The following is a 23,392-nucleotide window of genomic DNA, read 5'->3' on the forward strand; positions in this document are numbered from 1 at the left end:
GGTATGGTGCGCCATACCCGGACACGCCCTCCCGAGGCGTGACTCGGGACGTCATAAAGGGGCGTAACCCTTTATGAAAGTCAGCGAGAAATGCGTGGGCTGCGCTCAGTGCGCCGCATACTGCCCCTACGATGCAATAACAGTATTCGGGTGCGCAATGATGAACGAAAAGTGTGTTGAGTGCTGCATTTGCGTGGATTATTGCCCCGTCTGTGCCATCTCGGAGGACGGATGAAAGCGGTTATCATAGGCGCAGGTCTCGGGGGTTTGCTGGCTGGCGCAAAGCTCTCAAAATCAGGGTACAATGTAGAGATATTCGAGCGACTGCCCTTCATAGGCGGGCGGTTTGCCAATCTTGAATATAAAGGCTTCAAACTCAGCACAGGCGCGCTTCACATGATACCCCACGGCTCACGAGGACCATTAGCACAGATGCTGCGCGAGGTGGGCGCTGATGTAACCATAATTGACTCGAGCCCGATGGCAGTCATCAGAAAAGAGACTGGGGAGAATATCGAGTTTCATGATTTCCGAAAAGAGCTTGGGTTTACAAAAAAGGTGAAACTTGGAGCTATACTTCTGTTTTCACGGAAATTCAAGCCAAAAAGCGATATCTCATTCAGGGATTGGATCTTAAAATTTTTTGATGATGAATTCCTGCTGAGGCTTGCAGACTCTTTCTGCGGCTGGTCTTTGAGCCTGCGGGCAAAAGAAGTCCCTGCGCGGGAGATGCTGGAAATAATCGACAGCATGTATCTGTACAAGGGCTCGGGAACCCCGCTCGGCGGCTGCGGTGCAGTGACCGGCGCACTTGCTGATGTTATTAAGTCAAACGGCGGAAGGATACACACTAAATCATGTGTTGATACGATAATCACCGATAAAGACCGTGCAAGTGGAGTCAGAGTGAATGGGAAAACAGTGGATGCTGACATTGTCATCAGTGATATCGGACACCTTGAGACGAGCAGGATGTATGAGTGCAGGGATAATGCGTATCTTGAGAAAATAAAAAAGGTCAGACCTTCGCAAGGAATAAAAATATGCCTTTCTTCGGATGAGCCGCTGATAGGTCACAGCGGCGTTTTTTTCACCCCTTTCACAGAGAGGATAAACGGCATCAACGAAGTGACAAACGCAGACCCGGCGCTTGCGCCGCCTGGGAAACACCTTATAATGTCGCATCAGGCTGTCATTTCAGGTAATCTGAATAGTGAGATCAATCTCGGGCTTCTTGACCTGAAGCGTCTCTTCCCGGATAAGAAGTACGAGGTGCTTTTAGTTCAATCCTATTCCAACGGATGGCCTGTGAACAGGGTTTCATCGGGATGGGACATCGGGAACAGGACGCCTGTCAGCAATCTTTATGTTGTGGGGGACGGCGCAAAAGGAAAAGGAGGGATTGAAGTGGAGGGAGTGGCTCTGGGTGTCAGGAATGCGATAAAGGAAATAGGGGTTTAATTTATCCCCCGCTAACGGCAGGCAGTATGGATATCTCGTCGGCATCCTTCACACCCGTAGAAAGACCGCTTAAATGCCTTATATCCTCGCCGTTCACGTACAGGTTCACAAACCGTCTTACTTCGCCTTTTTCAAGAATCCGCTTCTCAAAATCGGCACCGTACTGTTCGACCAGTTTATCCAGCACGGTCTTTACCGTTGTATTTCCAAGTTCCAGGGTAGTCTCGCGTGCATGGGTAACATTGCTCAATGCAGAAGAAAATCTTATTTTAACCATTTTGTATCACCTTTATGAATGTGCAAGAGGCAAAGCCTCTCTATGCTTATGAATCTCAAGTTTTGGCGCGGTGAGATGTTCAAACTCGCTCAGCATAGGTTTTATCACCGGCGGGCGCTGCAGCGATTTAAGCAGCGTGTCCTGGGCTTTAAGACCGTTCCCTGTAACATAGATAACCACCCGCTCATCTTTCTGAATATGCCCGCTTTTTATGAGGTTCTTTAAACCTGCAACTGTGGTGCCGCCCGCAGGCTCTGTGAAGATGCCCTCCGTTCTTGCGAGAAGATGGATAGCCTCGATGATTTCGGGGTCTGTGGGCGAAGCCGCATAGCCGCCCGAATCCAGGATTGTTTTCTTGGCATAGTAGCCGTCTGCAGGATTGCCTATGGCTAAGCTGTGCGCCACGGTCTCATAGTTCCTCACTGGCACGACTTCGCTTCCATGCTGGACTGCGCATGATATGGGTGAACAGTTAAGGGGCTGCGAGCCTGATATTTTTACGTCGGCACTCTCTACAAGACCCACGCGTTCAAGCTCTTTGTAGCCACGGGAAATAGCACACAGCAGCGCCCCGCTTGCCATGGGTACTACGACATGGTCAGGAACCTGCCAGTTCATCTTCTCGGCTGTTTCATACGCAAGCGTCTTTGAACCCTCTGTATAATACGGACGGATATTGATATTCACAAAAGCCCAGTCAGGATGGGAATCCGCCACCTCGCTTGCGAGGCGGTTGGCGTCATCATAAGTACCTTCTACCGCAATTACATTCGGACCGTAGATGAGCATCTGCACAATCTTGCCAAGCTCGATTGTGGCCGGGATGAAAATGTATGCAGGCAATCCTGCTTTCGCGGCATGCGCGCCCACGGCTGCTGCAAGGTTGCCCGTGCTTGCGCAACCCACGGCTTTCACATCGAATTCGATCGCCTTTGAAATCGCCACCGACGTTACCCTGTCCTTAAAGGAGTTGGTGGGATTCACCGATTCATCGAGAATATAGAGTTCATCCAGCCCGAGCACTGCGCCGAGGCGCTCTGCATGGTGAAGCGTATTGAAACCCGCTCCGAGGTCAATGCGCTTTTCTGTTTCAAGGGGCAGGAGGTCGGCATATCTCCATATGGATTTTGGACCTGATGCGATTTTTTCTTTGCTTATATGATCTGAAATATAATCCCAGTCGTAATTTACTTCAAGAGGACCGAAGCATTCATAACAGGTATTCTGGATAATGGCAGGGTACTCAGCGCCGCATTCCCTGCATTTCAATCCTATGACGTGGCTCATTAAACTTCACCAGAGCATAATAGAACATTACTGTATATAATATTTACCATACGGAGAGATAACTGTGGGTAATAAAAAATATGGGCATGCAAGTGAATAAAAGTAGAAAAGTATATTAAGAATAATAGTATAATAATAATTCATGACAACCACGATCAAAGTTTCGGATGAAACAAAACAGCTCCTCGATGTGCTTCAGGCAAAGATGACGCTGACCATACGCAAGAAAAAGACCCTTACCGAGCTTATCGACACCATAACCCGTATTGCAATGAAACATGAAGATGAGCTTTTACAGGCTGGAAAGCTACCTCCCCTTGAAAAAGACCCTGCTATGAAGCCTCCTATAGACTGGGGCATCAAAACCGATGCCAGCAAGGTGGATGAATACATCTACACAGAGGATTGAAAATGTCCGTGTTCATTGATACTGGTGCATTTCTGGCGTACAGGAATAAAAAGGATAAATATCATGAGATCGCAAGCAAGTTATTCAGGGATGCCCTGAATGGGAAATATGGGCAGATGTATGCTTCTGATTACATCTACGACGAGGCTCTGACGCTTGCACTTGTCAGGACAAAAAGCATATCGGTGGCAATGGATATCTCCGAAGTGATTCTATCCCCAAGGATAAAAATGGTTTTTGTTGATGCGGCGCTCTTAGGCAGAGCCACAAAAACAATCAAGCAGTATTCCGGCAGGAACCTGAGTTTTACGGATGCCGTATCTCTTGAAATCATGAATGAGTTTGACATTGAAAAATACCTCGGCTTTGATGCTCATTTTAATGGTATTGTTGGGCAGGTTTAACGCGGTTCCTGAATGCACAATATGCCGTATTTGGCGCGCCTGATTGTCTCTGAGGCAGTTTTCATTCGTTCCAGTTTTTATCCCCGCTCTCAACCCCGCCCCTCACATCCACAGCTATGCCTTTCTTGAATGAGAGCATTTCGAGTGCAGAGAGCATGGTTTTCCCTGTTGCTATAAGGCGGTCAGCCTCATCCACCAAAAGTACTTCCTCGCCAGCCCTGATGTCGGGGTCAACTGCCAGGACATGCCGCGCAAAGGCAGTCTTGCCCTTTGCTGCAAAGGGCGCTGCATCGCTGTTGACCACAACCCTTTGCCCGGGATATTTTATAAAAGCATGAAGCCTTCTTGCACCTTCAATACTCAAAGTCAGCATGCCGTCGTGAGCCCTGATTGTGGCAAGTCGATTGCCGTCAAGCAGAATCTGGCGAATTCTTTTTGTCGAGGAGAACCGGAATTCCACGTTATCGGGAAAGAGTGCTTCGCCAACGCCACGCCCGAACTGGTAGTCGGCTATGGTTCGTACGCGCTTCAGATGGTGTTGTTGGGACATTTGATGAAACATTTTTGTTACTCCGTAATAGAAGAATACGATTTACATTTATATCCGTAATATTCTTGAACAAATTATAAGTGTTTACGGGTGGATTATCTGTTCATGGAAGCAATCACCTCATCCCGCATGGCAGCTATCGATGCCAATTGCGAGTACCTCGGTATAAAACGCCTCCAGCTTATGGAAAACGCAGGGGCTGCCGTTGCCAATGCTGTAAAACAAAGGATAAGCTCGGGTAAAGTCGTGGTCATGGCAGGAAAAGGCAATAACGGAGGCGATGCCTTCGTGTCTGCGCGGCACCTTAGCAATTATGATGTCGCTGTAATTCTCATCGGAGGAAAAGAAGAGCTCAAAACACCCGAAGCTCTGCATAACTGGAACACGCTTGAGAAGACTTCTATCCCTTTAATTCAGGTCACGGATTCAACTGCATATGATATTGCCATGATAAAAAATGCCGACGTGATTATCGACGGGATTTTCGGAACAGGCATAAAAGGGAAAATACACGAGCCTGAATCCACGGCTATCGATATTATCAATGATTCGGATGCCTTTGTGATTTCAGTGGATGTCCCTTCAGGTTTCGACCCGGATGGGGGTGAATTTGAGAAATCCGTGCATGCTGACCTGACCCTGACCTTCCATAAAATGAAAGCAGGTATGGTTTCTCCTGAGGCGCGAAAATATACCGGCGAGATCCAGGTAGTAGATATCGGTATTCCTAAGGAAGCGGAATTTTTTGTTGGACCTGGCGATATCAAACCCTTTCTAAAAAGGCCGGCGACAATCCATAAAGGCGATGCAGGAAGGGTTCTTGTAATCGGGGGAGGGGCATATTCAGGTGCACCTGCTCTCGCTGCCCTCGGCGCGCTTCGCGCCGGTGCGGATATTACCACGGTTGCGGCGCCGAGGAACATTGCAGATATAATTGCTTCGTTTTCCCCCAATCTCATTGTTCGGGCGCTTTCAGGCGACAGGCTGGTGGAAGAAGATATCCCGGCTATTTCGGAGCTGGTAAAGAAACATGATGTGGTAGTCATGGGCATGGGTCTTGGAGCCTCGGAAGAGACGCTTGCAGCAGTCGAAAAAATAGTCCCGCTGTGCAAAAAAGCCGTGATCGATGCCGATGCACTCCAGCCGCAGCTGCTTCCCCTGCTCCACAGGAATATTATCGTTACACCTCATGCAGGTGAAATGAAAAGATTATCCGGCGTTGAAGTTCCCAAAGATGAAAAAGAAAAACTTGATTTCATCAGGAATTTTGCCAGAAATAACGAAGTCACGGTATTATTAAAAGGTGCTGTTGATACAATCTCAGACGGCGTAGAAGTTCGAGCCAACAGGACCGGGAATGCTGGCATGACGGTTGGCGGAACAGGCGATGTTCTTGCAGGTCTGAGCGGCGCCCTCTTTGCCAAACACGAAGCATTTGAAGCAGCGTGTGCTGGCGCATTCATTAACGGCGCGGCAGGGGATCTGGCTTTTGTGGAATTTGGATACGGGCTTCTTGCCACGGATGTTATTGATTATATACCTGCGGTGATGAAAGCATGAGGGAAATTCTTTCAGATATTGAACGCAACAGGATACGAATCGTAGTAAAGCACGATGAGGATGAGGCAGTTATAAGGTTAAGGCTGAATGAAGCCAGCGAATTAGCGGGGAAGCTTAATGAGCTGCTTTCGGATTTTGAAAAACGGAAAAAAGTCAGAATAGATTGAATATGTTTTCACATATCCAGAAGGACAGGGCAAGAATGGTTGATATAAGCGATAAAAAAGACGTGGCGCGGCGCGCAGTTGCTTGCGGTGAGATACAATTACAGCCCAAAACCATCGAGGCAATCAAAAGCAGGCAAATAGTGAAGGGGGAAGTGCTTGAAACTGCACGCATCGCTGCTGTCATGGCAGTCAAAAATACATCTTCTGTTATACCGATGTGTCATCAGATTCCCGTAACCAGCACAGATGTTCAATTTGAGATTGGCATTGAAGCCATCAGGGCAACAGTCGAAGTCAAATCGGTAGGCAAAACAGGGGTCGAGATGGAGGCACTTCATGGAGTGAGCGTGGCTCTGCTCACCATCTGGGACATGGTAAAATCAGCAGAAAAAGATGAAACGGGCAATTATCCTTTTACTGGAATAAAGGGCATCAGGGTTTTAGAAAAATCCAAAAATGAATAGGAGTAGGATTAGATGCCTAATAAAAACGATGGGTCGAAGGAGACTGAGGGTACTAAAGGCATTAGACATCTAATCCTACAACAATATTAATGATGGTTTTGATAGTATTTAATACTTACGCTAATATTAAAGAGTACAGATAATAATTATTATGATTATGATATGCACGTGCTTCGAGTGAGTTCACCTGCTATATTGGTGCGCATCATCTCCTTCACTTTTTCTATATCCCGGGTCTGCCCCAGCGCCCACATCAGTTTAACAAGCGCCACCTCGGAAAGCAGGTCTTCGCCCTCGATTGCACCTGCTTTTAATATATCCCTGCCCGTATCATATACACGGTCGCAAACCCTTCCATTGATGCATTGGGAGGTCATGACAACAGGTATCCCGGCATCTGTGGCATTCTTGATATGAGGAATCCAGTCAGTTGATACGTGACCGAGACCCGTGCCTTCTATCACGATGCCTTTATATCCCGAGCCTGAGTGAAACAATAGCGATTCACTGCTTGCCCCAGTGACGTATTTTATCAATGCGCATCTGGGTTCAAGTTTATCATGGAGCGCAAGCTTCTTCTCACCTCGCTTCACGTAAGAAGACAGTGTTTTTATTTCTCTTGATGGGTATTCCACCCGCCCTACAGGTCTTGCATTTATGGATTGGAAGGCATCCCTGCGTGAGGTGTGCATCTTCCGCACCTTTGTCCCCCTGTGGATATAACAGAAATCGTCGCTCGTTCCGCCGTGCATAACCACGCACACCTCGGCGATGTCGCTTGTTGCAACTGCTGCAGCACATATTGCGTTCATGGCATTGTCGCTGCTGGGTCTATCCGCGCTTCGCTGGGAACCTACAAGCACGATGGGAACCGGGGTCTCGATCATGAAGGAGAGCGCTGCAGTCGTGTACATCATGGTATCTGTGCCGTGGGTGACTATTATGCCATCTGCTCCTTTTTTTATCTCCTCATATACGGCGCGCGCAAGCTCGACCCAGTAGGAGGGGCGCATGTTCTCGCTTAGAATGCTGTATATCATGCGGCAATTATAATTCGCTATTTCCTCAAGTTCAGGGATTGCCCGCAGGATGTCCTCTGCCGAGAACTGCGAGGTCACAGCGCCTGTGCGGTAATCTATCCTGCTTGCAATGGTGCCGCCTGTTGAGAGTATGGAGATGCTGGGCAGTTTATTATTCCTTTCCTCGCACGGTTTGGAGAGCCGTTCTTGAACTTTTTTTTCTTGCTTTTTTTCAAGCAGGGTTATAGATGCTTTATCCTTTCTTATTCCGATGTTGTAACCATTTTTCAGTTTTAAAACAAGGCGGTCTGTCTGCGAAGGCATGAGAGTTCCTTCATACGTCGCGCCTTCACGTTCTACCCGGACTTTATCGTATACTTCTGCCTGCATGATATCTTTAGATTGCGGCGTATGATAAAAAACTATGCTAAATCCAAAATAACGAGTCAAATAAAACATAAACATTAATGAATATGTGTGATAACTGTAGGATATGGTTAGAGTAATCGGCATAGACCCCGGAACAAAAAGTTTTGATTTTTGCGGTCTGGAAGAAGATACCGTAATTCTCGATACCTCCATATCTACCATGGATATAATCAAAGATTCAGGGCTGCTCTCGGATATTATTATGAAAACTGGAGCAGATGTGGTGGTGGGACCATCCGGGTTTGGCATTCCGATTACAGATATAAAAGACATTGGGGAGAGGGAATTGTTCCTTATATCCCTGATTAAAAAAGAAGACCGGAAAAGCAACCTCGGTATGCGTGCATCTATAAACAGGATGAAGCAGAATAAACTTCCGGTCTTTTTTATTCCAGGCGTTATACATCTTCCCACCGTCCCAAATTATCGAAAAATAAATAAAATCGACATGGGAACAGCGGATAAGCTCTGCTGTGCTGCTCTCGGGATCCGGGATCAGGCATTAAGGTATAATAAAAATTACAGCGAGACATCATTCATATTGCTGGAAATGGGGTTTGGATATACTGCTGCTTTGGCGATAGCGGATGGGAAAATCGTGGACGGTATCGGTGGAAGTTCGGGCAATATCGGTTTTCTCTCACTTGGAGGCATGGATGCAGAGCTTGCTTATCTCCTGGGAGAATTTAATAAGGAACTCCTTTTTCGGGGAGGAGTGGAAGCGCTTGCAAAAGCGCCTGAAAAATTGGTGGAAAACATAGACGCGTTGAATGCATATATCGAAGGCGCAATTAAGGATATCCTGGCGCTTACGGTGTCTGTGAAACCTCAGGAAATCATAGTCTCAGGGAGGATTTCAAGAGTCAGGGGAGTTTTTGATGAATTAAAAAAGCGGATCGACTTCCCTGTACGAAAGCTCGAAGGCTTTGCGGTAAAAAACGTCAAGGAAGCAGCACAGGGGGCAGCGCTTATTGCGAACGGGCTTGCTGGCGGGAGATATTCAGAGCTTATTGATGCGATGCAGATAAGAAAGGCAGAGGGGACTTCTCTGGATTATATCTTATTGCCTGAAATCGAGGCACTGAAAAAAGAATACGGAGTTTGATTCATATTTTTTATTCCCCGAGGCATCTTTCCAGATCAGAAATGAAAAGCAAAACTGCCTCCTCGCTAAGATGAGGCATTATTATCAGCCTCATGGCTCTCGGATTACGCGTTATCGAGGTCATCCATCCTTTTTTGCGCAATTTTTTCCTCACCTCCTCAATATTGGGAACATCCAGGGCAACGACGTTCATAACAGGTTCAATTAAAGGCTCTATCCCGAACTCCCGCGTTCCCGCGACAAGCATGTCTGTCATCTTAATGCACCTGCCAACGATTTTCCTGTATCCTTCCCGGCCGAGATGCATCATCACTGCATAAGCTGCCGCCACTGCAGCACCGCTTCGCGTTCCTGTTAAAGAATGCTGCGCTCTTATTGTGAGATAAGGCGTATCGATCTCAAGAGGCAGAAGGCAGGATTCTTCTTTGAAAAGCAACCCTCCTGAAGGAATTGTGGACAAACCCATCTTATGAGGGTCTGCTGTTATCGATGCCACCCCTTTAACAGAAAAGTCAAAATCATATTTTTTATCAAGGAAAGGGATGACAAACCCTCCGAATGCTGCATCCACATGTAGAAACAGATTATTTGCCAGAGCGACTTGCGCAAGCTTATCTATCGGGTCGATCTGCCCGAACTCCGTCGAGCCTGCAATCCCCACAAGCGCTACGGTATTGTCGTCCATGAGAGCCTCTACCGAGTCCATATCAACTTTAAATTCGTGATCCAACGAGGCTTTCCTGAGTTCTATTCCAAGAAGATCTGCAATCTTATCGAACGAGAAATGGGCTGAAGCAGGGACAACCACATTGGGATGCTTTTTTTTACTCAGGTTCCTCGCCGTCCTGAGCGCCTGTATATTGGATTCTGTACCTCCTGTTGTTATATAACCGCAGGCAAACTCATCTCCAAGCAAACTTCCCATCATCTTTATTACATTTTGTTCAAGTTCTCTTGTTCCTGAGAACAGACCAAAGTCGCCCATGTTCGATCCGATGAACTGCATGTGAGCCTTTATCGCAATCGGATGTGGTCTTGTACACATTGCGGAGAGCACTTTATCATATGAAGTGTCTTTTTGCAGTGCATTGGAAAGCAATGCCAGCACTTCTTTCTCCGTGAGCCCTTTTTGATTCATGTGCTGAATACCAGAATACGGGTTAATAAAGGGTTCGGATTTTAATTTGTTATTCAAAAAGATTTTATATAACCTCTTACTTTATTAATATAAGGAATATAAGGCAGGAGTGACCGAGATGGCTAAGGATAATGAAATTGGAAATTACTACTGGATATTGTCTTTATTTGCTGGATTGTTTCTTGGAGCTTTTTTAATTTTAATAGCTGTGCTTACCTCTTCATTACCATTACCAATGGCACTTCTTATAATAATTGCTCTGGCTATGATGATACCAGAGTCTTATGATATATACCTCGCCTATCTGAATAAAGATAAGGATGGGAATCCTACAGGCATAGAGGGCCTTGGTAGGGTCTTAATGACATTCGGTCTTATACTTGTAGTTGGTGCTGCAGCGTTCTATATTACCACAATCTCGGCAACGAGTCTTGGAACATTGCCTACTAACTTTGGTTCGTTGGGCCCTCAGTTAATTTCATTAAATACTACTTCAAATACCACTTCACAGGTAGAAATGGATAAGATAATCGATATAGTCAGCAAAAATAATCAGGCTATAATCGATACAAACAAAGTTTTTGTTGACACTATCAAAACTATATTGACTGCATTAGTGGGGGGTATTACAACGATTATAGGATTCTATTTTGGAACTAAAGCAGCTGAGTGTAAAGCAAGTGAAAAGAAGGAACAACCTGCTAAGCCTGTTCTAAATGCTGTCACACCATCGGAAGGAAAAGCCGGTGAAACTGTGACACTGAGTGGTACTAATCTGGGTTCTTCACAGAATGGAAGTGTTGTTACGTTTGGGAAGAAAAATATATTGGAGAGTAAAGAATGGAGTGCAACCAGCATAAAGGTCGAAGTACCTCAAGGCTTAGCTCCAGGAGCAATTAAAGTAGCAGTGATAGTTAATGGAGTTACTTCGAATGAAGTACCGTTCACTGTCAAATGAGTGGTAAAATTTTTTATGGATACAATCCCATACTCACAAAATCATTCTTTTTCATGCGTCACCCAGTAAACAGCTTTATACCTCTCTGCAAAACCATAGATATTCTTAGCCATCACAGCCCTGCCGTACTCGATTAATTCGCCGCCCCTGTCAAGTATATACGTGTTCTCGCCAAGTTTTGTCACACTGAAGATTTCCCCCTTATCCTCGGTACCTATATGCAGCACATCTCCGATTTTTAGTTTCCTGAGGTCAGGTCGAACTGTTGTTTTTTCCACCATGATATCACTTTCATCTAACTTTTCAGTGTTGCGTAGTATTCATAAATAATAAACTTACCTGATTGTACATCCAATTCCCCTAAGAAGGGTTTCTACACCTTTCTGTACAGATGCGACATCGTCATCTTTAAAAATTGTGAGCCTATATGTAACACTTTGAATGTTTTGTTTGTCGTAAACGTCAATAATTTCAACAGAAACCACGCCATGCGCGGCGCTCACCACATTTTTTATAATCTCAGGGTCAGAACCTTTTGGTGTGAAAACTGAGATATCTCGTGTAACATTTTTTAAATTTGCAGCTTTCCATGAGAACAGTTCCTTTTCATTTAAAAGCCTGACATTCTCTATCAAAAGTTCTGTGGTCTTCCCGCTTCGCTCAAGAAAAACAGTCCTGGGTGTTACTTTCTTCACAATCCCGAGGTGCACCACCCCTGAATAAATATGCCTGAGAGCCCGCTCTCTACCTATCGAGTTCACAAGCTCTTCATGTTCTGCTATTTTAGTGCCGATAAGTTTTTCTGAGCGCCTAAGCGCCGACTCGGTATCCCCGAAATGCGCTGCTGCTTTTTTCATAATGCCGACAAAGCCCTCTACATCCTTGTTTCTGACGCTCTCAGCCATCAGGTTGCACTGGGCGATGTATGCCTTATGCACCTTCGCCACTTCCGGGTTCATCTGTATCATAGCGTATAGATAGGGATTCTGCGCCAGTATCCTTCCAACGAGGTCAAGCATAATATCGTACATTGGGCTCATGAATCTTCTTGAGTTTGCGACATCGAACTCAAGTTCCCTGAAAACCGAACCTATGGAGATATAGGCGAAATGCGTCAAACCCTGCACAACAGCCATCATTTTATCGTGCTGTACTGCATCCATTATCTCGATATGCGCACCGTTCCCCTCGTACAGGTTTCTGATTATGGGAAACCATTTTGAGCATCTCCCCTCAACAGGAGTGAAAATGACTGTCTGTCCCCTTATGTCAGGTATGGAAGGTCCGAACATGGGATGCGTCCCCAGAATCTCAACATCCAGAGGCGCATACTTAAGCATTGAGCCCATGGGTGCTGTTTTAATGGATGTGATATCCATTAGCAAACTCCTGGCAGACATTTTAGGAGCAATTTCCTTGATGGTGTTTTCTGTGTTATTTATCGGCACAGAAATCATGACGATATCGCTTGTCCTTATCTCATTATCGAGGTCATCTGCAAATTGAACTCCCAGTTGCACAGCAATATCTTTCCTTCTGTTGATACCCCAGATCACCACGTCAAAACCATGCTTTTTATAAAATTTTGCAAACCACCTGCCTGTCTCTCCTGTCCCGCCGATGATTAATATTTTCATATAAGTCTTTCCCTCACAGCTTTTTCCATAACATCCAGAGGCGGGGTCTTACCTGTCCAGATTTTGAATGCCTCAGCGCCCTGAAATACAAGCATCATCACGCCGTCAATTGTTTTTGCACCTGCTTTTTTAGCTTCGCAAAGCAGCATGGTATCGACCGGGTTATATACTATATCGAATACCACAAGTTTGCTGTGCATCATATCCGATGTTACCATGGTTTCAGATGTTTTTGGAGACATGCCAACAGCAGTCGAATTTATGAGAATATCGCAATTCTGGACAAGATTTTTAAGCTCATCAAGACCTGCACCTCTTGCTTTTCCGATTCTGCTTACATCCTCTGCAAGGGCAATTGCACGCTCTTTTGTCCTGTTTGCAATGGTCACACCTGCGCCGTCCGAGGCAAGCTGGAAGGCAATCGCCCTTGCAGCACCTCCTGCACCCAGCAGCAGCACCTTCTTCCCTTTGATTCCAATCCCATGGCTCTCCAATGCCATTTTAGCCCCTGTTCCGTCTGTGTTATATCCCACGATTCCCTTTTTAAAATCTATCGTGTTCACTGCTCCTATATGTTTTGCAAGTTCTGTGGGCCTGACCATGTCCAGGGCCTTCTCCTTCAATGGTATGGTGAGGTTTAGCCCCCCGAATCCTAGGGCGTATGCACCGTGTATCGCATCATGCAGGGCATCTTTACTCACCCTGAATGCATGATATTCACAATCCATCCCGAGAGCCTTGAAGGCTGCATTGTGCATAACCGGGGAGAGACTGTGCGATACCGGGTCTCCGAGAACGCCGAATAGCTTCATGCTATCTTAATTGATAGTGATGGTTAAAAGTATTTTGATTATAAATTAAGGCCAGATGCCGTAATATGCATTCAAAGCCAGAATAGCAATCCCTGCTGCTACTGCAATGGAAACTACGGTTTTTGGATCTATTAATGTGGCAGTCTCCTCAGCATCGTAGTATCTCATCAAACCCGCTGAGGACATGAGACCGCTGCCTTCTTTCTTTTTTGCCATGAGCGTTACTTATGTTGTTTATAGCATTTGAATGTATCGCAACTGGTGTGAAGCAACACCAGCTTTGCATTTTTTTAGTTATTGCATCAAACTTTATACGTTACGCCCTAAAGCATAAAGTTTAAATTCTAATGTGTCGTCTATTGATTGTATGATGCTCATTATGAGCATAATAAAAAGAAGGAATGATCGAGGTGACGATGCCTTTACAAAACCAGTATCAAAAGAAATTCACAACAGAGCAGGTATTAGTCTTGCTAAGTGTTCGTGAAAAATCGCTGCGTGAGATAATAGATAGCCTTGGTTGCAGCAAGTCAACAGCAGAGAATCTCATAACAATCCTGCTTGAGACAGATAAAATCCAGCGACGCAATGTAGGCAGTGAAAAGAAGCCGCTATGGATGTATTCATCCAAAGGGGCTACAGATGAAAAATAAAAGCAGTATTGTCTGCCCCAAAGTCAAGGAAATTGGGAATTAAGTGCAAAAGCATGAGTGTTAGAATTATTAAGTTATCCAAAGATGTTATTTAAAAATATATCCACTCTCGACAAGAGGAAAAAAGGCTTGATTTGTGGTATCATAATAGCCTTGATTTTCTCAGGGTTTGGCTTTGCCCAAACATTTGATAGTTCACAGATGCAGTGGACTGGGGGTGTATCAGGCAAGCTCGTGCGCGGCGAAGTGCTCACATATAATGGGTATTCTGTAGAAGTAATAGGATTTTCAGCACCTGTGGAGTCGTCAAAATACAAACAAGAACCTGAAGAACCTGTTGAGCCTTTCGTGGAGCTGAACATATCTAAAAATGGCAGTTTTATAAGCACTGTTGCTCTCCGGCTGGCAGAATCGTATGTTGTGCCTGATGGTAATTTGAGAGTTACAGCAACCGGACTCCCTGCTCAAAATGCACAAGAGTGGATTTTTGAAAGTTATGCTCCATGGGCGGTAATTGAACTGGATCCAAGAGGCACTCCAAGCCTTGCGGTATCGATACAGACAGACCACGATAAATACGTATCCTCATACACCACAGACATTGTTGCAACTGTAAACATAGAAAATACAGGCCCGGCTGATGCGGTTAATGTTGATATGGTCATTGACACAGAACTTCCAATAAATAGGGGCTCTCTAAAATATCATTATGATACAATCAAAAAAGGTGAATCCGTCACCGAGACCATTACATTCGCATCACCCATTCTCGCAGAACAAAGGATGTACAGCATATCAGCAAACGTCAGCGGATATGATGTTATGAATATTCCATACACGGCAACGTCCATAAAGAGCATTTCAATGGCATCCGAGCTTCCCGTGATGCTCTCCGTAAGGAAAAGCACTGTTGATAAGATGTATTTAAAGGATTACACTATCATTTCATTATCTGTAAAAAACAATGGAAGGCTCGATGCTAAAAATGTGAATATCACGGATTCTCTTCCAGGCGGTTTCATAGTCCTCGGAAACCAATCGCTGCACTGGGTTGCAGATATTCCTGTCAATGAGGAATGGGACTACCACTATCTGGTAAGACCTCTTGAGGCGAACAAAGAAGGTGTAATATTTCCCGCAGTCACTGCCGAGTTCGAAGTAAATAACGAATCTTATAGCGTGCTATCAAACCAGCCGAAGATTGTGGTATACGGACCAAAGATTGTCCTCACGAAAAAGACAGATGTTTCAGAGTTCAACCCTGGCGATACTGTGACCGTGACTGTGGTTGCGGAAAATACAGGAAGTACCCCTACAAGGGTGACCATAATGGACACATTGCCAAATAATGTGACTCTGGTCAGCGGCAGCACAACCAGTGGGGGATTTCTGGAAGCAACAAGGAACATGAGTTTCAGCTACACCCTTAGAATTTATTCCAAAGAGAGCATCACGCTTCCTGCTGCAAATGCTGAATACTATGAACTCGGATCCATAGGTAGAAAGATCAGCACGAGCAGTCAGGAAGTTGAAATACCGCTTAAATCCGCAAAGAAAACTCCTATACCTACTCCACAAATAACAATACCTACGCCTGTGCCTAATGTAACGCTGCCAGAGAAAACCCCCACGCCAACGCCTCAAATTACAACACCGGCCCCTACGCCTTCACCTGCTGTTACGGTTCCAACTGCAATTGAACTTCGCAAAATTGCAACTCTCCTTTTGAATACCATACTGGGTTGTAACAATACCTATATCAGCCGCTTTACATATACAGCCTGTGACTTTTTCAATCAGGGCTTCGGTGAACCTCAGACGAATCTCTCCATAAGAAAGAGTACGGTTGATAGCATGCTTTTAAAGGATTACACCAGCATTTCATTGTCAGTAATGAACAACGGAACGTACGATGCTAAGGATGTGAATATCATAGACTCTCTCCCAGGCGGTTTCATACTCCTCGGCAACCAATCGCTGCACTGGATTGTTGATATTCCTGCAGGTAGGGAAATGGAATACCGCTATCTGGTAAGACCCGAGGAGCCAAGCAAAGAAGGAATCATATTCCCCGCAGCTGTTGTAGAGTTCAAAATAAATAATAAATTATACAGCACGCTATCAAACCAGCCCAGGATTGTGGTTCAGGGACCAAGGGTTGTGCTCACGAAGCAGGCAGACGTATCTTTGGTCACGCCAGGAGATACTGTGACCGTGACTGTATTAGCTGAAAACACAGGAACTGCTTCCACGAGTATCGTTGTCTCGGACAGCCTGCCGGAAGGTGTAACTCTGTTCAGTGGCAGAACAACGTACGAGGGGGTTCTGGAAGCTAACATGAAGACGAGTTTCAACTACACTTTTAGAATAGATTCCATAAAAACCATTAAACTCCCTCCAGCAAACGCAGACTATTATGAATACGATACCACGGGAAGGAAGATCAGCACGATGAGTCAGGAACTTGAAATCCAGATTAAATCTCCAGCCACAATAATTGAAACTCCAGGCAAGGGAATAAGCGTATCGGAATTCCTTCCTTTGGGATATCTTTTGATTGCTCTGATGCTCATCAGCTTTGTCGTTTATAAGTTATGGAACTACAGAAAGGCAATAAAGGTAACTCCCGGGATAGCAGTGAAACATGAAGAGACACCTGCTATTCAAGAACAAAGAAAATATGACGAGGCAATAAAGTCTTATGATAAAGCTATAAAGGTGAACCCAGAAAATGCAGATGCCTGGTATAATAAAGGCTTTGCGCTATATGAACTGGGGAAATACGAAGAAGCAACACAGGCTTATGATACAGCCAGAAAAATAATCCACGAGATGCATAGATAATCCAGACCATGAGAATATGGCGTTTCCTTGACCGTGATATGATTGAGGGTTTTTACAGCGCAGCCCTCTTTGAATCCATTGCAAGGCATGTAGGTACCGGTTCTGCCCCTGAAACAATACTTTTCTGGCGCGTGAGCTCGCCTGTTGTGTATCTCGGCTATCATCAATGCGTGGTAGATGAGATTAATGCTGATTTTTGCGATCGCAACAATATCGGGATAGTACGCAGGATACTGGGAGGCGGGTGTGGTTTTTGCGATAAGAACCAGGTACTTTATTCAGTGATTGGAAGGGAAGGAGGTGTCATTCCGAATGATATTCAGGCTGCATACGCAAAAACCCTTGGAGGCGTTGTGAACGCGCTTGAAACTCTCGGTGCAGGCGGAGAAATCGAACCTGAGCGCAATGCGGTTTATTCAAAAGGTAAGAAGATATCCGGAAATGCGCAGGGGCGCTTTGGCGGCGCAGTTTTAATAAACGGAAGCCTGCTGCTGGATTTTGATTTCGAGCTTATGGATAAGGTGCTGAAAAATCCCACGAAGAACCTCCACCCCGTTAATTGTGCGAGGGAAGGGATGATAACCTTAAAGGAAATGGGAATTGCCGACCTCAGCGCTGTTAAAAAGGCGCTCAGGCAGGGTTTTGAAAAAGCGCTCGGAATAAGCTCTCGGGATGGCATGCTAACCGTGAGCGAAGCTGCCACTGCTGACCGCCTGCTGGATAAGTACATGCAGAAAGATTGGACTTACAGAATGGATATAAAACGTACACTCAGGAAAAAATTAACCGCAGATTCCGAGTCGCGCCTCTGAAGGGCGCAGACACGTCAACCGTTGCGCCAGTTGACGTCGCACAACCGTCACGTCGGTTGACGCCGTGCACACGTATGCCAGCGCACGGCATACGTGGACGCGTCCTCAAGGGACGCAACCCTTGACGTATGGCGCGAGCCATACGTGGATATCGCTACGCGATATGCCTGCGGGCATACGTAAACCTTTAAGAAAGGTTTATCAAACGAGGGGTATGCAAAGCATACCCCAACACCACGTAAATCGGGGTATCGGTTTACGTGGATTCGCGCTCCCGAAGGGGTAATCGGGACTCAGATAAACGCTGATGGCGATCTTACGAATGACTTAAGTATCAATGTACCAAAATCAGGATAGATGCAAGCAATTGAAGTATCTCATCTCATCAAAAAATTCGGCCCTCTCACTGCGCTCAATGATATTACTTTCTCCGTTCACGAGGGTGAGACCTTTGGTTTTTTGGGTCCCAATGGCGCAGGCAAGACCACTACCATCCGTATTTTGACCGGTATTTCAAGACCGACCTCTGGAACGGCAACCATTTTTGGGCATGATATTGAGCACGATACCATTGCCGCAAGGCAGTCCATGGGCATTGTATCCGAGCATTCCAACGTGTACGATGACCTGACCGCATGGCAGAACATGATGTTTTCCGCTGAACTCTACCATGTGGGACGGAGCGAGCGAGAAAAAAAGACAACCGAGCTGCTCATGACATTCGGGTTACACGAACGGCGCAACGACAAAGTGCACGGGTTTTCAAAGGGGATGAAACGGCGCCTGACGCTCGCGATGGGGCTGGTCAACAGCCCGCGCCTGCTGTTCCTGGATGAACCCACCTCAGGGCTCGATGTACAGAGCAACCTCATCATCAGGGATGTGGTCGCGGACCTCGTCCGCGAGGGTGTCACGGTTTTTTTGACGACGCACAATATTGAGGAGGCAAATGTCATGTGTGACCGGGTGGCGATCATCAATAAAGGAAATATCGCCGCAATCGATGCACCGGAATCCCTGAAAAAGACGATCCAGAGTGTGCAGTCGATCGAGCTCTCGTTTGACCACAGTTCTGCAGACCAGCTGGATGAGCTCAGCCGCCTTCCCATGGTGAATGACGTACACAAGGCAGGTGACAAGTTTAAGCTCTACACTGAAGCTCCATCTGAGGTTATCGATGCCGCTATGGCTTATGCCCACACGCACAACCTTAAAGTGATCAGTATCACGACTCTTGGCCCGAGCCTCGAGGATGTGTTCATCCGGTTAACCGGCCTGCAGCGGACAGGGGGTGCAGTCCATGCCATCGATTGACCGCGAGCTGTCCGCTGCATGGGCAATTGCCAGAAAGGATATGCGGATCTATTACCTCAAACCCAACATCATCGTTTCCGGCATCCTCTTCCCGCTCTTCATGTTCCTGGCATTTGCCATCGGGAAGAATGCCCCTCCAGGTACCCTGATCCCGGGGCTGATCGCGATCACCCTCCTGTTTTCTGCCTCATCAATCGAGCCGGTCTCGATACCCATTGAACGGCGGGTAAAAACCTTCGACCGCCTGCTCTCGGCACCGATCTCGCTGCATTCGCTGGTGTCGGGTGAGAGCCTGAGCGGATTTCTCTACAGTCTCGGCATCGCGTGTCTCCCGCTTTCCGTGGGTGTCATCATGTTCAGAACGCCTATTGTAAATGCACCTGTCCTGGTGATTGCCATGATACTCACGGCGTTCTGTTTTGCGACGCTTGGGACACTGTTCGCCGCATACCCCACCGAGAATGTGGGAGAGGTTATGTCGATGCTCAACACGGTCAGGCTGCCGCTTATCTTTATCTCAGGCGTTTTTATCCCGATATCGGCTATGCCCAAGATCGGTCAGGAGATCGCACTGATATCCCCCCTTACCTACGGAAATGACATGATCGAGTACGCCTATACCGGCAAATCGCTTTTTTCGCCGCTGCTGGATATCGTGGTGCTGGTGACCTTCATCCTGATCTTCCAGATCGCAGCAAATCGCCTTTACAAGAAGTTTAACGAATGAACGCTATGCCTACATTTGATTGCTACGATTACAGAAAATTCACCAATGCTATAGAAGGCTTTCTGTCTCTATGGAAAGCACATTTAACAGAATGAGGCCTCGGAGATTTCCTCGCTATTTCCTGTAAACCTCATCAGGTTCAAACAATTTCTCGGCGATTACCTTTCCTCCGATAGTGCGGTAAAAACACGACCTGTATCCTGTATGACAGGCGCCGCCTATCTGTTCAACCTTCAGCAGCACTGCATCGGTATCGCAGTCTATCAATATGTCGTGAACTATCTGTTCATGACCTGAGCTCTCCCCTTTTTTCCAGAGTTTACGCCTGCTCCTGCTCCAATAGAATGCCCTCCCTGTCTCGATGGTCTTTCCGAGGGCTTCCTTGTTCATGAATGCAACCATGAGCACCTCGCCTGTTTTGTAATCCTGGGCTATGGCTGTAATCAGACCATCTTCGAATTTTAGGTCGTTTATGTTCATAATATTCCTCCAGGATAGTTTCTTAATCTTAATAATTTAACCTGCGGTTAATATTTTCCCAAGATACCTTCCCAGGGCTCGCTCTCCCCTGTGTCCATTTTTCTTTGCAATACCAAGAAGCGCAGAATAAATTCCACTGCTGTACTGCGCCGCTTTCTTTTCTTTAAAGGCAAGCTCATCGGGCAGGATTTTCCTTGCTGCCAGCCTCAGTATGTATTTGCGCATCCCCTTGTGTACCTTAAGTTCAGGCGCAATCCCCAAAGCCAGTTCCACCACCTCTTTATCAAGGAAAGGAACGCGGAGCTCAACAGCATTTGCCATGGTCGCGGCATCATCGCGCTCAAGGTTATTCTCTGCAATATTCTCAAGGTCTTTCAGAAGCGCGTATTCAAGTTCGTTTGCATTCAAGGATTCATACCTTTTGTATCCTGCGAAGAGTTCATCCGCGCCCTGACCTGAAAGCATTACGCGAATTCCATCCTTGTGAGCGCCTTTTGATGCAAAAAATAGAGGCAGTGCAATACTTACCTTTAGTGGATCAAATGATTCGATTGCCTGTATTACATCTGGAATGGCAGCCTCTAATTCATCTGCCGTAAGTTCATGGACGTGCAGTTTGTCAGAAAGTCCAAGAAGTCTGGCTGCTCTTTTAGTATGTGTGATATCATGCGAGCCTTCCATGCCAACCGAATACAGCTCCGCTTCAGGACACAGCGCCGCAATCAGGGAGCTGTCCAGACCACCTGAGAATGCGATGGCGCATGGCGTGTAGTATCGTTTTTCCGAAGCTTGTTTTATTGCGTTAAATAGAGCCTCTGAGGCTATATTTTCATCAGCGAGTCCATCACCTGCAACGAAACCCGTTATCCTTTTTTCAATGAATCTGCCGGCGCCGTAAGTAAGCATGTGTCCTGGCTTGAGGGCGCGAATCTCAGTCATCCCGATTGCAGACAGCGCTTTTTTCTCGGATGCAAAGGCAAAGAGTTCACAATTTTTAGCATAAAAAAGTGGTTTTACGCCCACTGGATCGCGCACGAGACGCAGCTTTTCATCCTTAGCGTATGCGAATGCATAGTCACCATCCAGTTCGGGAATCGCGGCTTCTATGCCTTTTGTGCTAATCAGAGCAAAAAGCGCCTCGCTGTCCGAATCCGTTGTGATATGAAGCCTTTCCGCTATCTCATGAAAATTGTATATCTCCCCGTTGTATGTGAGCGCGCCGCCGTTTGTTAGAGGCTGGTGTTTATCGCCTGTGATTTTGAGCAGGACATTGCCGAGGGTGATATCGCCCAGAGAACATGTGCCTGAGCCGTCGGGTCCCCTGTGCTTGATTGCTTCCAGCATCTTTTTGACAAGAGCTTCCGAGTCTTTTCCTGCTGCGCCTGCTATTCCGCACATGGGAGTTAATTAGGGAGATGTTTAAAAAAGGATTCGGCTAAGATTCTTATTATAGTCCTCGATACGCTTCTTTTCTATGACGGACGTAATAAATGATTACAGTCTTTGTCTCAGTATCCACATGGTATATCACCCTGTAATCTCCAACTCGAATTCGATAAAGCCGTTCCGTGCCCCGAAGCTTGCAATATTGAGACGGGAAGGGATTAACGGCGAGAGATTCAATTTTTTTGAATATCCGAGGAATATATTGTTTGTCGATGTTCCGCAAGTCCCGCTCTGCCGACCGCTTCCATTGAATTTCAAAGGAGCCCATCTTTTCTCAATCTTTCTTTGAGTTCCTCTAAGGTTATCGTGGGCTCATCACGGCGTTCTGCAACAATCGTGATATCGTGGAGGTCTTCCAATAGCTCTTCGTATTCTTCGATTGGAAGGATTGCGGCAGTCTTTTTGCCTTTTTCGTTTACAATGTACTGGCTTTTGAATTTTTGCATGTTTTCCCTCTTTAGTAAATTTCTTAATGGTTTTTAAGGTAATCTGAAATTGCAAAGAGATTATGCTGTGCTAATTATTAGATAGATAAATTTCACATATTAAATACATTTGCCTATATCGGCTTGATAGCTCCGGGCATTTTTTTAACTAATGTTTCCGAGTCTTTTCCTGCCGCGCCTGCTATGCCGCACATGATGGGTTCTGATACCTCCATCATTGTTTAAAAACCAATCCTTAAATAATCCTCCCGACTAACAAACGCTTATGAACTTAAAAGAGCTAATTCCCATCCTCGAATCCATCGCGCCGACTCCGTTATTACAAACAATGGGCGTTGAATACATCCATACGACATATTAAACCAGAATAACAATTATGGGCACGGATTTTACTTATAAGCGTCTCCCCTGAAATCGACTCTATGGATCAGAATAAGCTTTTGCTCCCATATGACTTCATAAACTATCCTTAACTTCCCTTTACGTATCCGATACGTATTCTTCTCACCTTTTATCTTGGCAATATCAAGGGACTTTATAGGAACAGGCTCATCTTTTAAAACGAGGATTGCCTCTTTGAGGCGCTCTCTGTCACGTTTTTGCAGGGATGATATAAATTTCAAAGATTTGTCTTTGATATTTATCTCAAAGCTCATGCATCCAATACCTTTAGAAGTTCAGACTCTGAAGCTACTTTGTCCCTGCTCCGTATCGCTTTGAGGTCTTCAGCTTCAGGTTCTTCTTCTGGAATCAGCCTGTCGACAAGTTTTGAATAGAGATTCGTAAGCATATCAAGATCGGCGCGGATTCTTTTCAATTCAGTTACTGTTTCCATGTAATATTCTTTTAATACATTCAAATTTATAAGACTTTCTAAAACATATATATTGACTCATATTGATAAAAGTCGAAGCAACTAAAATGCGATACTAACCCTCATGCGCAAGCGTTGAGACGCCTTGTTTTTCCGAGGTCGTCCTATAATCCAAAGAA

The 23,392-nt window shown here is 45.8% G+C and carries 29 protein-coding genes; 14 read left to right on the top strand and 15 right to left on the bottom strand.

The features are described from left to right. The first annotated feature begins 73 nt into the window (after positions 1-73). Positions 74-235: a 4Fe-4S binding protein gene (locus tag O8C68_00745; GenBank protein ID MCZ7394328.1), complete on the top strand. Its 162-nt coding sequence runs from the start codon at positions 74-76 to the stop codon at positions 233-235. Continuing rightward, on the top strand, positions 232-1,461 hold the full coding sequence (locus O8C68_00750) for an NAD(P)/FAD-dependent oxidoreductase (GenBank protein ID MCZ7394329.1): 1,230 nt from the start codon (positions 232-234) through the stop codon (positions 1,459-1,461). The genes O8C68_00745 and O8C68_00750 overlap by 4 nt, the downstream gene beginning before the upstream one ends. Before the next feature lies 1 nt (position 1,462). On the opposite strand, the gene O8C68_00755 is transcribed toward O8C68_00750, so the two are convergent. Together O8C68_00755 and thrC are read right to left on the bottom strand one after the other, a co-directional pair. After that, positions 1,463-1,738 carry a MoaD family protein gene (locus O8C68_00755; GenBank protein MCZ7394330.1) on the bottom strand — a complete coding sequence of 92 codons (276 nt, stop codon included), beginning with the start codon at positions 1,736-1,738 and terminating at the stop codon, positions 1,463-1,465. Positions 1,739-1,750: 12 nt separating this feature from the next. Then, a complete protein-coding gene (gene thrC, locus O8C68_00760) occupies positions 1,751-3,025 on the bottom strand; it encodes a threonine synthase (protein MCZ7394331.1) in 1,275 nt (424 codons plus the stop codon). 142 nt (positions 3,026-3,167) lie between these two features. Between thrC and O8C68_00765 the strand changes: the two genes are divergently transcribed. After that, entirely contained in the window at positions 3,168-3,434 is a 267-nt protein-coding gene (locus tag O8C68_00765) for a hypothetical protein (protein ID MCZ7394332.1), read from the top strand. Positions 3,435-3,436: 2 nt separating this feature from the next. After that, on the top strand, positions 3,437-3,838 hold the full coding sequence (locus O8C68_00770; protein MCZ7394333.1) for a PIN domain-containing protein: 402 nt from the start codon (positions 3,437-3,439) through the stop codon (positions 3,836-3,838). 61 nt (positions 3,839-3,899) lie between these two features. Here the strand turns inward: O8C68_00770 and O8C68_00775 are convergent, their stop codons facing one another. Beyond that, a complete protein-coding gene (locus tag O8C68_00775) occupies positions 3,900-4,388 on the bottom strand; it encodes a pseudouridine synthase (GenBank protein ID MCZ7394334.1) in 489 nt (162 codons plus the stop codon). Between the two features lie 105 nt (positions 4,389-4,493). Between O8C68_00775 and O8C68_00780 the strand changes: the two genes are divergently transcribed. Genes O8C68_00780 through moaC form a run of 3 tightly spaced genes read left to right on the top strand, consistent with a single transcriptional unit; the run spans position 4,494 to position 6,579 of the window. Then, the gene (locus O8C68_00780; protein MCZ7394335.1) at positions 4,494-5,948 is read left to right on the top strand and encodes an NAD(P)H-hydrate dehydratase; all 1,455 of its coding nucleotides are present in this window, start codon (positions 4,494-4,496) and stop codon (positions 5,946-5,948) included. Continuing rightward, complete coding sequence (locus O8C68_00785; protein ID MCZ7394336.1) at positions 5,945-6,115, top strand: hypothetical protein; 171 nt, start codon at positions 5,945-5,947, stop codon at positions 6,113-6,115. Before O8C68_00780 ends, O8C68_00785 begins: the two co-directional genes overlap by 4 nt. Positions 6,116-6,117: 2 nt before the next feature. After that, on the top strand, positions 6,118-6,579 hold the full coding sequence (gene moaC, locus O8C68_00790) for a cyclic pyranopterin monophosphate synthase MoaC (GenBank protein ID MCZ7394337.1): 462 nt from the start codon (positions 6,118-6,120) through the stop codon (positions 6,577-6,579). A gap of 155 nt (positions 6,580-6,734) precedes the next feature. On the opposite strand, the gene gatD is transcribed toward moaC, so the two are convergent. After that, a complete protein-coding gene (gene gatD, locus O8C68_00795; GenBank protein ID MCZ7394338.1) occupies positions 6,735-7,988 on the bottom strand; it encodes a Glu-tRNA(Gln) amidotransferase subunit GatD in 1,254 nt (417 codons plus the stop codon). Positions 7,989-8,091: 103 nt separating this feature from the next. Here gatD and O8C68_00800 point away from each other — a divergent pair, with 103 nt between their 5' ends. Continuing rightward, a complete protein-coding gene (locus O8C68_00800) occupies positions 8,092-9,132 on the top strand; it encodes a DUF1464 family protein (GenBank protein ID MCZ7394339.1) in 1,041 nt (346 codons plus the stop codon). A 10-nt stretch (positions 9,133-9,142) separates the two neighbouring features. Here the strand turns inward: O8C68_00800 and mfnA are convergent, their stop codons facing one another. After that, positions 9,143-10,270, bottom strand: a complete 1,128-nt coding sequence (mfnA, locus tag O8C68_00805; protein MCZ7394340.1) for a tyrosine decarboxylase MfnA — start codon at positions 10,268-10,270, stop codon at positions 9,143-9,145. Between the two features lie 118 nt (positions 10,271-10,388). On the opposite strand from mfnA, the gene O8C68_00810 reads away from it, so the two are divergent. After that, the gene (locus O8C68_00810; GenBank protein ID MCZ7394341.1) at positions 10,389-11,228 is read left to right on the top strand and encodes an IPT/TIG domain-containing protein; all 840 of its coding nucleotides are present in this window, start codon (positions 10,389-10,391) and stop codon (positions 11,226-11,228) included. A 41-nt stretch (positions 11,229-11,269) separates the two neighbouring features. Here O8C68_00810 and O8C68_00815 read toward each other — a convergent pair whose 3' ends face one another. From O8C68_00815 to O8C68_00830, 4 genes are read right to left on the bottom strand one after another with little or no spacing between them, the layout of a single operon-like run. After that, positions 11,270-11,509, bottom strand: a complete 240-nt coding sequence (locus O8C68_00815; protein MCZ7394342.1) for a hypothetical protein — start codon at positions 11,507-11,509, stop codon at positions 11,270-11,272. 54 nt (positions 11,510-11,563) lie between these two features. Continuing rightward, entirely contained in the window at positions 11,564-12,865 is a 1,302-nt protein-coding gene (locus O8C68_00820) for a prephenate dehydrogenase (protein MCZ7394343.1), read from the bottom strand. Continuing rightward, positions 12,862-13,677 (bottom strand): shikimate dehydrogenase, encoded by an 816-nt coding sequence (gene aroE, locus O8C68_00825; protein ID MCZ7394344.1) that lies wholly within the window; start codon positions 13,675-13,677, stop codon positions 12,862-12,864. Before aroE ends, O8C68_00820 begins: the two co-directional genes overlap by 4 nt. A gap of 45 nt (positions 13,678-13,722) precedes the next feature. After that, on the bottom strand, positions 13,723-13,893 hold the full coding sequence (locus O8C68_00830) for a preprotein translocase subunit Sec61beta (protein MCZ7394345.1): 171 nt from the start codon (positions 13,891-13,893) through the stop codon (positions 13,723-13,725). Positions 13,894-14,078: 185 nt separating this feature from the next. Here O8C68_00830 and O8C68_00835 point away from each other — a divergent pair, with 185 nt between their 5' ends. The 5 genes from O8C68_00835 (at position 14,079) to O8C68_00855 (ending at position 20,027) form a co-directional block, all read left to right on the top strand. Then, positions 14,079-14,330 (top strand): hypothetical protein, encoded by a 252-nt coding sequence (locus O8C68_00835; GenBank protein ID MCZ7394346.1) that lies wholly within the window; start codon positions 14,079-14,081, stop codon positions 14,328-14,330. Positions 14,331-14,414: 84 nt separating this feature from the next. After that, the gene (locus O8C68_00840; protein MCZ7394347.1) at positions 14,415-17,174 is read left to right on the top strand and encodes a tetratricopeptide repeat protein; all 2,760 of its coding nucleotides are present in this window, start codon (positions 14,415-14,417) and stop codon (positions 17,172-17,174) included. A gap of 8 nt (positions 17,175-17,182) precedes the next feature. After that, positions 17,183-17,986: a biotin/lipoate A/B protein ligase family protein gene (locus O8C68_00845; GenBank protein MCZ7394348.1), complete on the top strand. Its 804-nt coding sequence runs from the start codon at positions 17,183-17,185 to the stop codon at positions 17,984-17,986. A 357-nt stretch (positions 17,987-18,343) separates the two neighbouring features. Beyond that, positions 18,344-19,300 carry an ATP-binding cassette domain-containing protein gene (locus O8C68_00850; GenBank protein MCZ7394349.1) on the top strand — a complete coding sequence of 319 codons (957 nt, stop codon included), beginning with the start codon at positions 18,344-18,346 and terminating at the stop codon, positions 19,298-19,300. Then, positions 19,287-20,027 (top strand): ABC transporter permease, encoded by a 741-nt coding sequence (locus tag O8C68_00855; GenBank protein MCZ7394350.1) that lies wholly within the window; start codon positions 19,287-19,289, stop codon positions 20,025-20,027. Before O8C68_00850 ends, O8C68_00855 begins: the two co-directional genes overlap by 14 nt. A gap of 114 nt (positions 20,028-20,141) precedes the next feature. Here O8C68_00855 and hisI read toward each other — a convergent pair whose 3' ends face one another. The 6 genes from hisI to O8C68_00885 form a co-directional block, all read right to left on the bottom strand. Next, complete coding sequence (gene hisI, locus O8C68_00860) at positions 20,142-20,510, bottom strand: phosphoribosyl-AMP cyclohydrolase (protein ID MCZ7394351.1); 369 nt, start codon at positions 20,508-20,510, stop codon at positions 20,142-20,144. Between the two features lie 33 nt (positions 20,511-20,543). Further along, complete coding sequence (locus O8C68_00865; GenBank protein MCZ7394352.1) at positions 20,544-21,905, bottom strand: asparagine synthetase B; 1,362 nt, start codon at positions 21,903-21,905, stop codon at positions 20,544-20,546. A gap of 129 nt (positions 21,906-22,034) precedes the next feature. Continuing rightward, positions 22,035-22,211, bottom strand: coding sequence for a hypothetical protein (locus O8C68_00870; GenBank protein MCZ7394353.1), 177 nt, complete (start codon positions 22,209-22,211; stop codon positions 22,035-22,037). Then, positions 22,208-22,399 (bottom strand): hypothetical protein, encoded by a 192-nt coding sequence (locus tag O8C68_00875; protein ID MCZ7394354.1) that lies wholly within the window; start codon positions 22,397-22,399, stop codon positions 22,208-22,210. The genes O8C68_00870 and O8C68_00875 overlap by 4 nt, the downstream gene beginning before the upstream one ends. Before the next feature lie 389 nt (positions 22,400-22,788). Continuing rightward, entirely contained in the window at positions 22,789-23,055 is a 267-nt protein-coding gene (locus tag O8C68_00880) for a type II toxin-antitoxin system RelE/ParE family toxin (protein ID MCZ7394355.1), read from the bottom strand. After that, on the bottom strand, positions 23,052-23,234 hold the full coding sequence (locus O8C68_00885; protein ID MCZ7394356.1) for a hypothetical protein: 183 nt from the start codon (positions 23,232-23,234) through the stop codon (positions 23,052-23,054). The genes O8C68_00880 and O8C68_00885 overlap by 4 nt, the downstream gene beginning before the upstream one ends. Positions 23,235-23,392 lie beyond the last annotated feature (158 nt).

It is taken from the genome of Candidatus Methanoperedens sp., assembly GCA_027460525.1.
GTDB lineage: Archaea > Halobacteriota > Methanosarcinia > Methanosarcinales > Methanoperedenaceae > Methanoperedens.

Excerpts from the sequence above, each read along its gene's own strand:
- O8C68_00745 (MCZ7394328.1), top strand. The coding sequence starts at position 74 with ATGAAAGTCAGCGAGAAATGCGTGGGCTGCGCTCAGTGCGCCGCATAC.
- O8C68_00750 (MCZ7394329.1), top strand. The coding sequence starts at position 232 with ATGAAAGCGGTTATCATAGGCGCAGGTCTCGGGGGTTTGCTGGCTGGC.
- O8C68_00755 (MCZ7394330.1), bottom strand. The coding sequence starts at position 1,738 with ATGGTTAAAATAAGATTTTCTTCTGCATTGAGCAATGTTACCCATGCA.
- thrC (MCZ7394331.1), bottom strand. The coding sequence starts at position 3,025 with ATGAGCCACGTCATAGGATTGAAATGCAGGGAATGCGGCGCTGAGTAC.
- O8C68_00765 (MCZ7394332.1), top strand. The coding sequence starts at position 3,168 with ATGACAACCACGATCAAAGTTTCGGATGAAACAAAACAGCTCCTCGAT.
- O8C68_00770 (MCZ7394333.1), top strand. The coding sequence starts at position 3,437 with ATGTCCGTGTTCATTGATACTGGTGCATTTCTGGCGTACAGGAATAAA.
- O8C68_00775 (MCZ7394334.1), bottom strand. The coding sequence starts at position 4,388 with ATGTCCCAACAACACCATCTGAAGCGCGTACGAACCATAGCCGACTAC.
- O8C68_00780 (MCZ7394335.1), top strand. The coding sequence starts at position 4,494 with ATGGAAGCAATCACCTCATCCCGCATGGCAGCTATCGATGCCAATTGC.
- O8C68_00785 (MCZ7394336.1), top strand. The coding sequence starts at position 5,945 with ATGAGGGAAATTCTTTCAGATATTGAACGCAACAGGATACGAATCGTA.
- moaC (MCZ7394337.1), top strand. The coding sequence starts at position 6,118 with ATGTTTTCACATATCCAGAAGGACAGGGCAAGAATGGTTGATATAAGC.
- gatD (MCZ7394338.1), bottom strand. The coding sequence starts at position 7,988 with ATGCAGGCAGAAGTATACGATAAAGTCCGGGTAGAACGTGAAGGCGCG.
- O8C68_00800 (MCZ7394339.1), top strand. The coding sequence starts at position 8,092 with ATGGTTAGAGTAATCGGCATAGACCCCGGAACAAAAAGTTTTGATTTT.
- mfnA (MCZ7394340.1), bottom strand. The coding sequence starts at position 10,270 with ATGAATCAAAAAGGGCTCACGGAGAAAGAAGTGCTGGCATTGCTTTCC.
- O8C68_00810 (MCZ7394341.1), top strand. The coding sequence starts at position 10,389 with ATGGCTAAGGATAATGAAATTGGAAATTACTACTGGATATTGTCTTTA.
- O8C68_00815 (MCZ7394342.1), bottom strand. The coding sequence starts at position 11,509 with ATGGTGGAAAAAACAACAGTTCGACCTGACCTCAGGAAACTAAAAATC.
- O8C68_00820 (MCZ7394343.1), bottom strand. The coding sequence starts at position 12,865 with ATGAAAATATTAATCATCGGCGGGACAGGAGAGACAGGCAGGTGGTTT.
- aroE (MCZ7394344.1), bottom strand. The coding sequence starts at position 13,677 with ATGAAGCTATTCGGCGTTCTCGGAGACCCGGTATCGCACAGTCTCTCC.
- O8C68_00830 (MCZ7394345.1), bottom strand. The coding sequence starts at position 13,893 with ATGGCAAAAAAGAAAGAAGGCAGCGGTCTCATGTCCTCAGCGGGTTTG.
- O8C68_00835 (MCZ7394346.1), top strand. The coding sequence starts at position 14,079 with ATGATCGAGGTGACGATGCCTTTACAAAACCAGTATCAAAAGAAATTC.
- O8C68_00840 (MCZ7394347.1), top strand. The coding sequence starts at position 14,415 with ATGTTATTTAAAAATATATCCACTCTCGACAAGAGGAAAAAAGGCTTG.
- O8C68_00845 (MCZ7394348.1), top strand. The coding sequence starts at position 17,183 with ATGAGAATATGGCGTTTCCTTGACCGTGATATGATTGAGGGTTTTTAC.
- O8C68_00850 (MCZ7394349.1), top strand. The coding sequence starts at position 18,344 with ATGCAAGCAATTGAAGTATCTCATCTCATCAAAAAATTCGGCCCTCTC.
- O8C68_00855 (MCZ7394350.1), top strand. The coding sequence starts at position 19,287 with ATGCCATCGATTGACCGCGAGCTGTCCGCTGCATGGGCAATTGCCAGA.
- O8C68_00865 (MCZ7394352.1), bottom strand. The coding sequence starts at position 21,905 with ATGTGCGGAATAGCAGGCGCAGCAGGAAAAGACTCGGAAGCTCTTGTC.
- O8C68_00875 (MCZ7394354.1), bottom strand. The coding sequence starts at position 22,399 with ATGCAAAAATTCAAAAGCCAGTACATTGTAAACGAAAAAGGCAAAAAG.
- O8C68_00880 (MCZ7394355.1), bottom strand. The coding sequence starts at position 23,055 with ATGAGCTTTGAGATAAATATCAAAGACAAATCTTTGAAATTTATATCA.
- O8C68_00885 (MCZ7394356.1), bottom strand. The coding sequence starts at position 23,234 with ATGGAAACAGTAACTGAATTGAAAAGAATCCGCGCCGATCTTGATATG.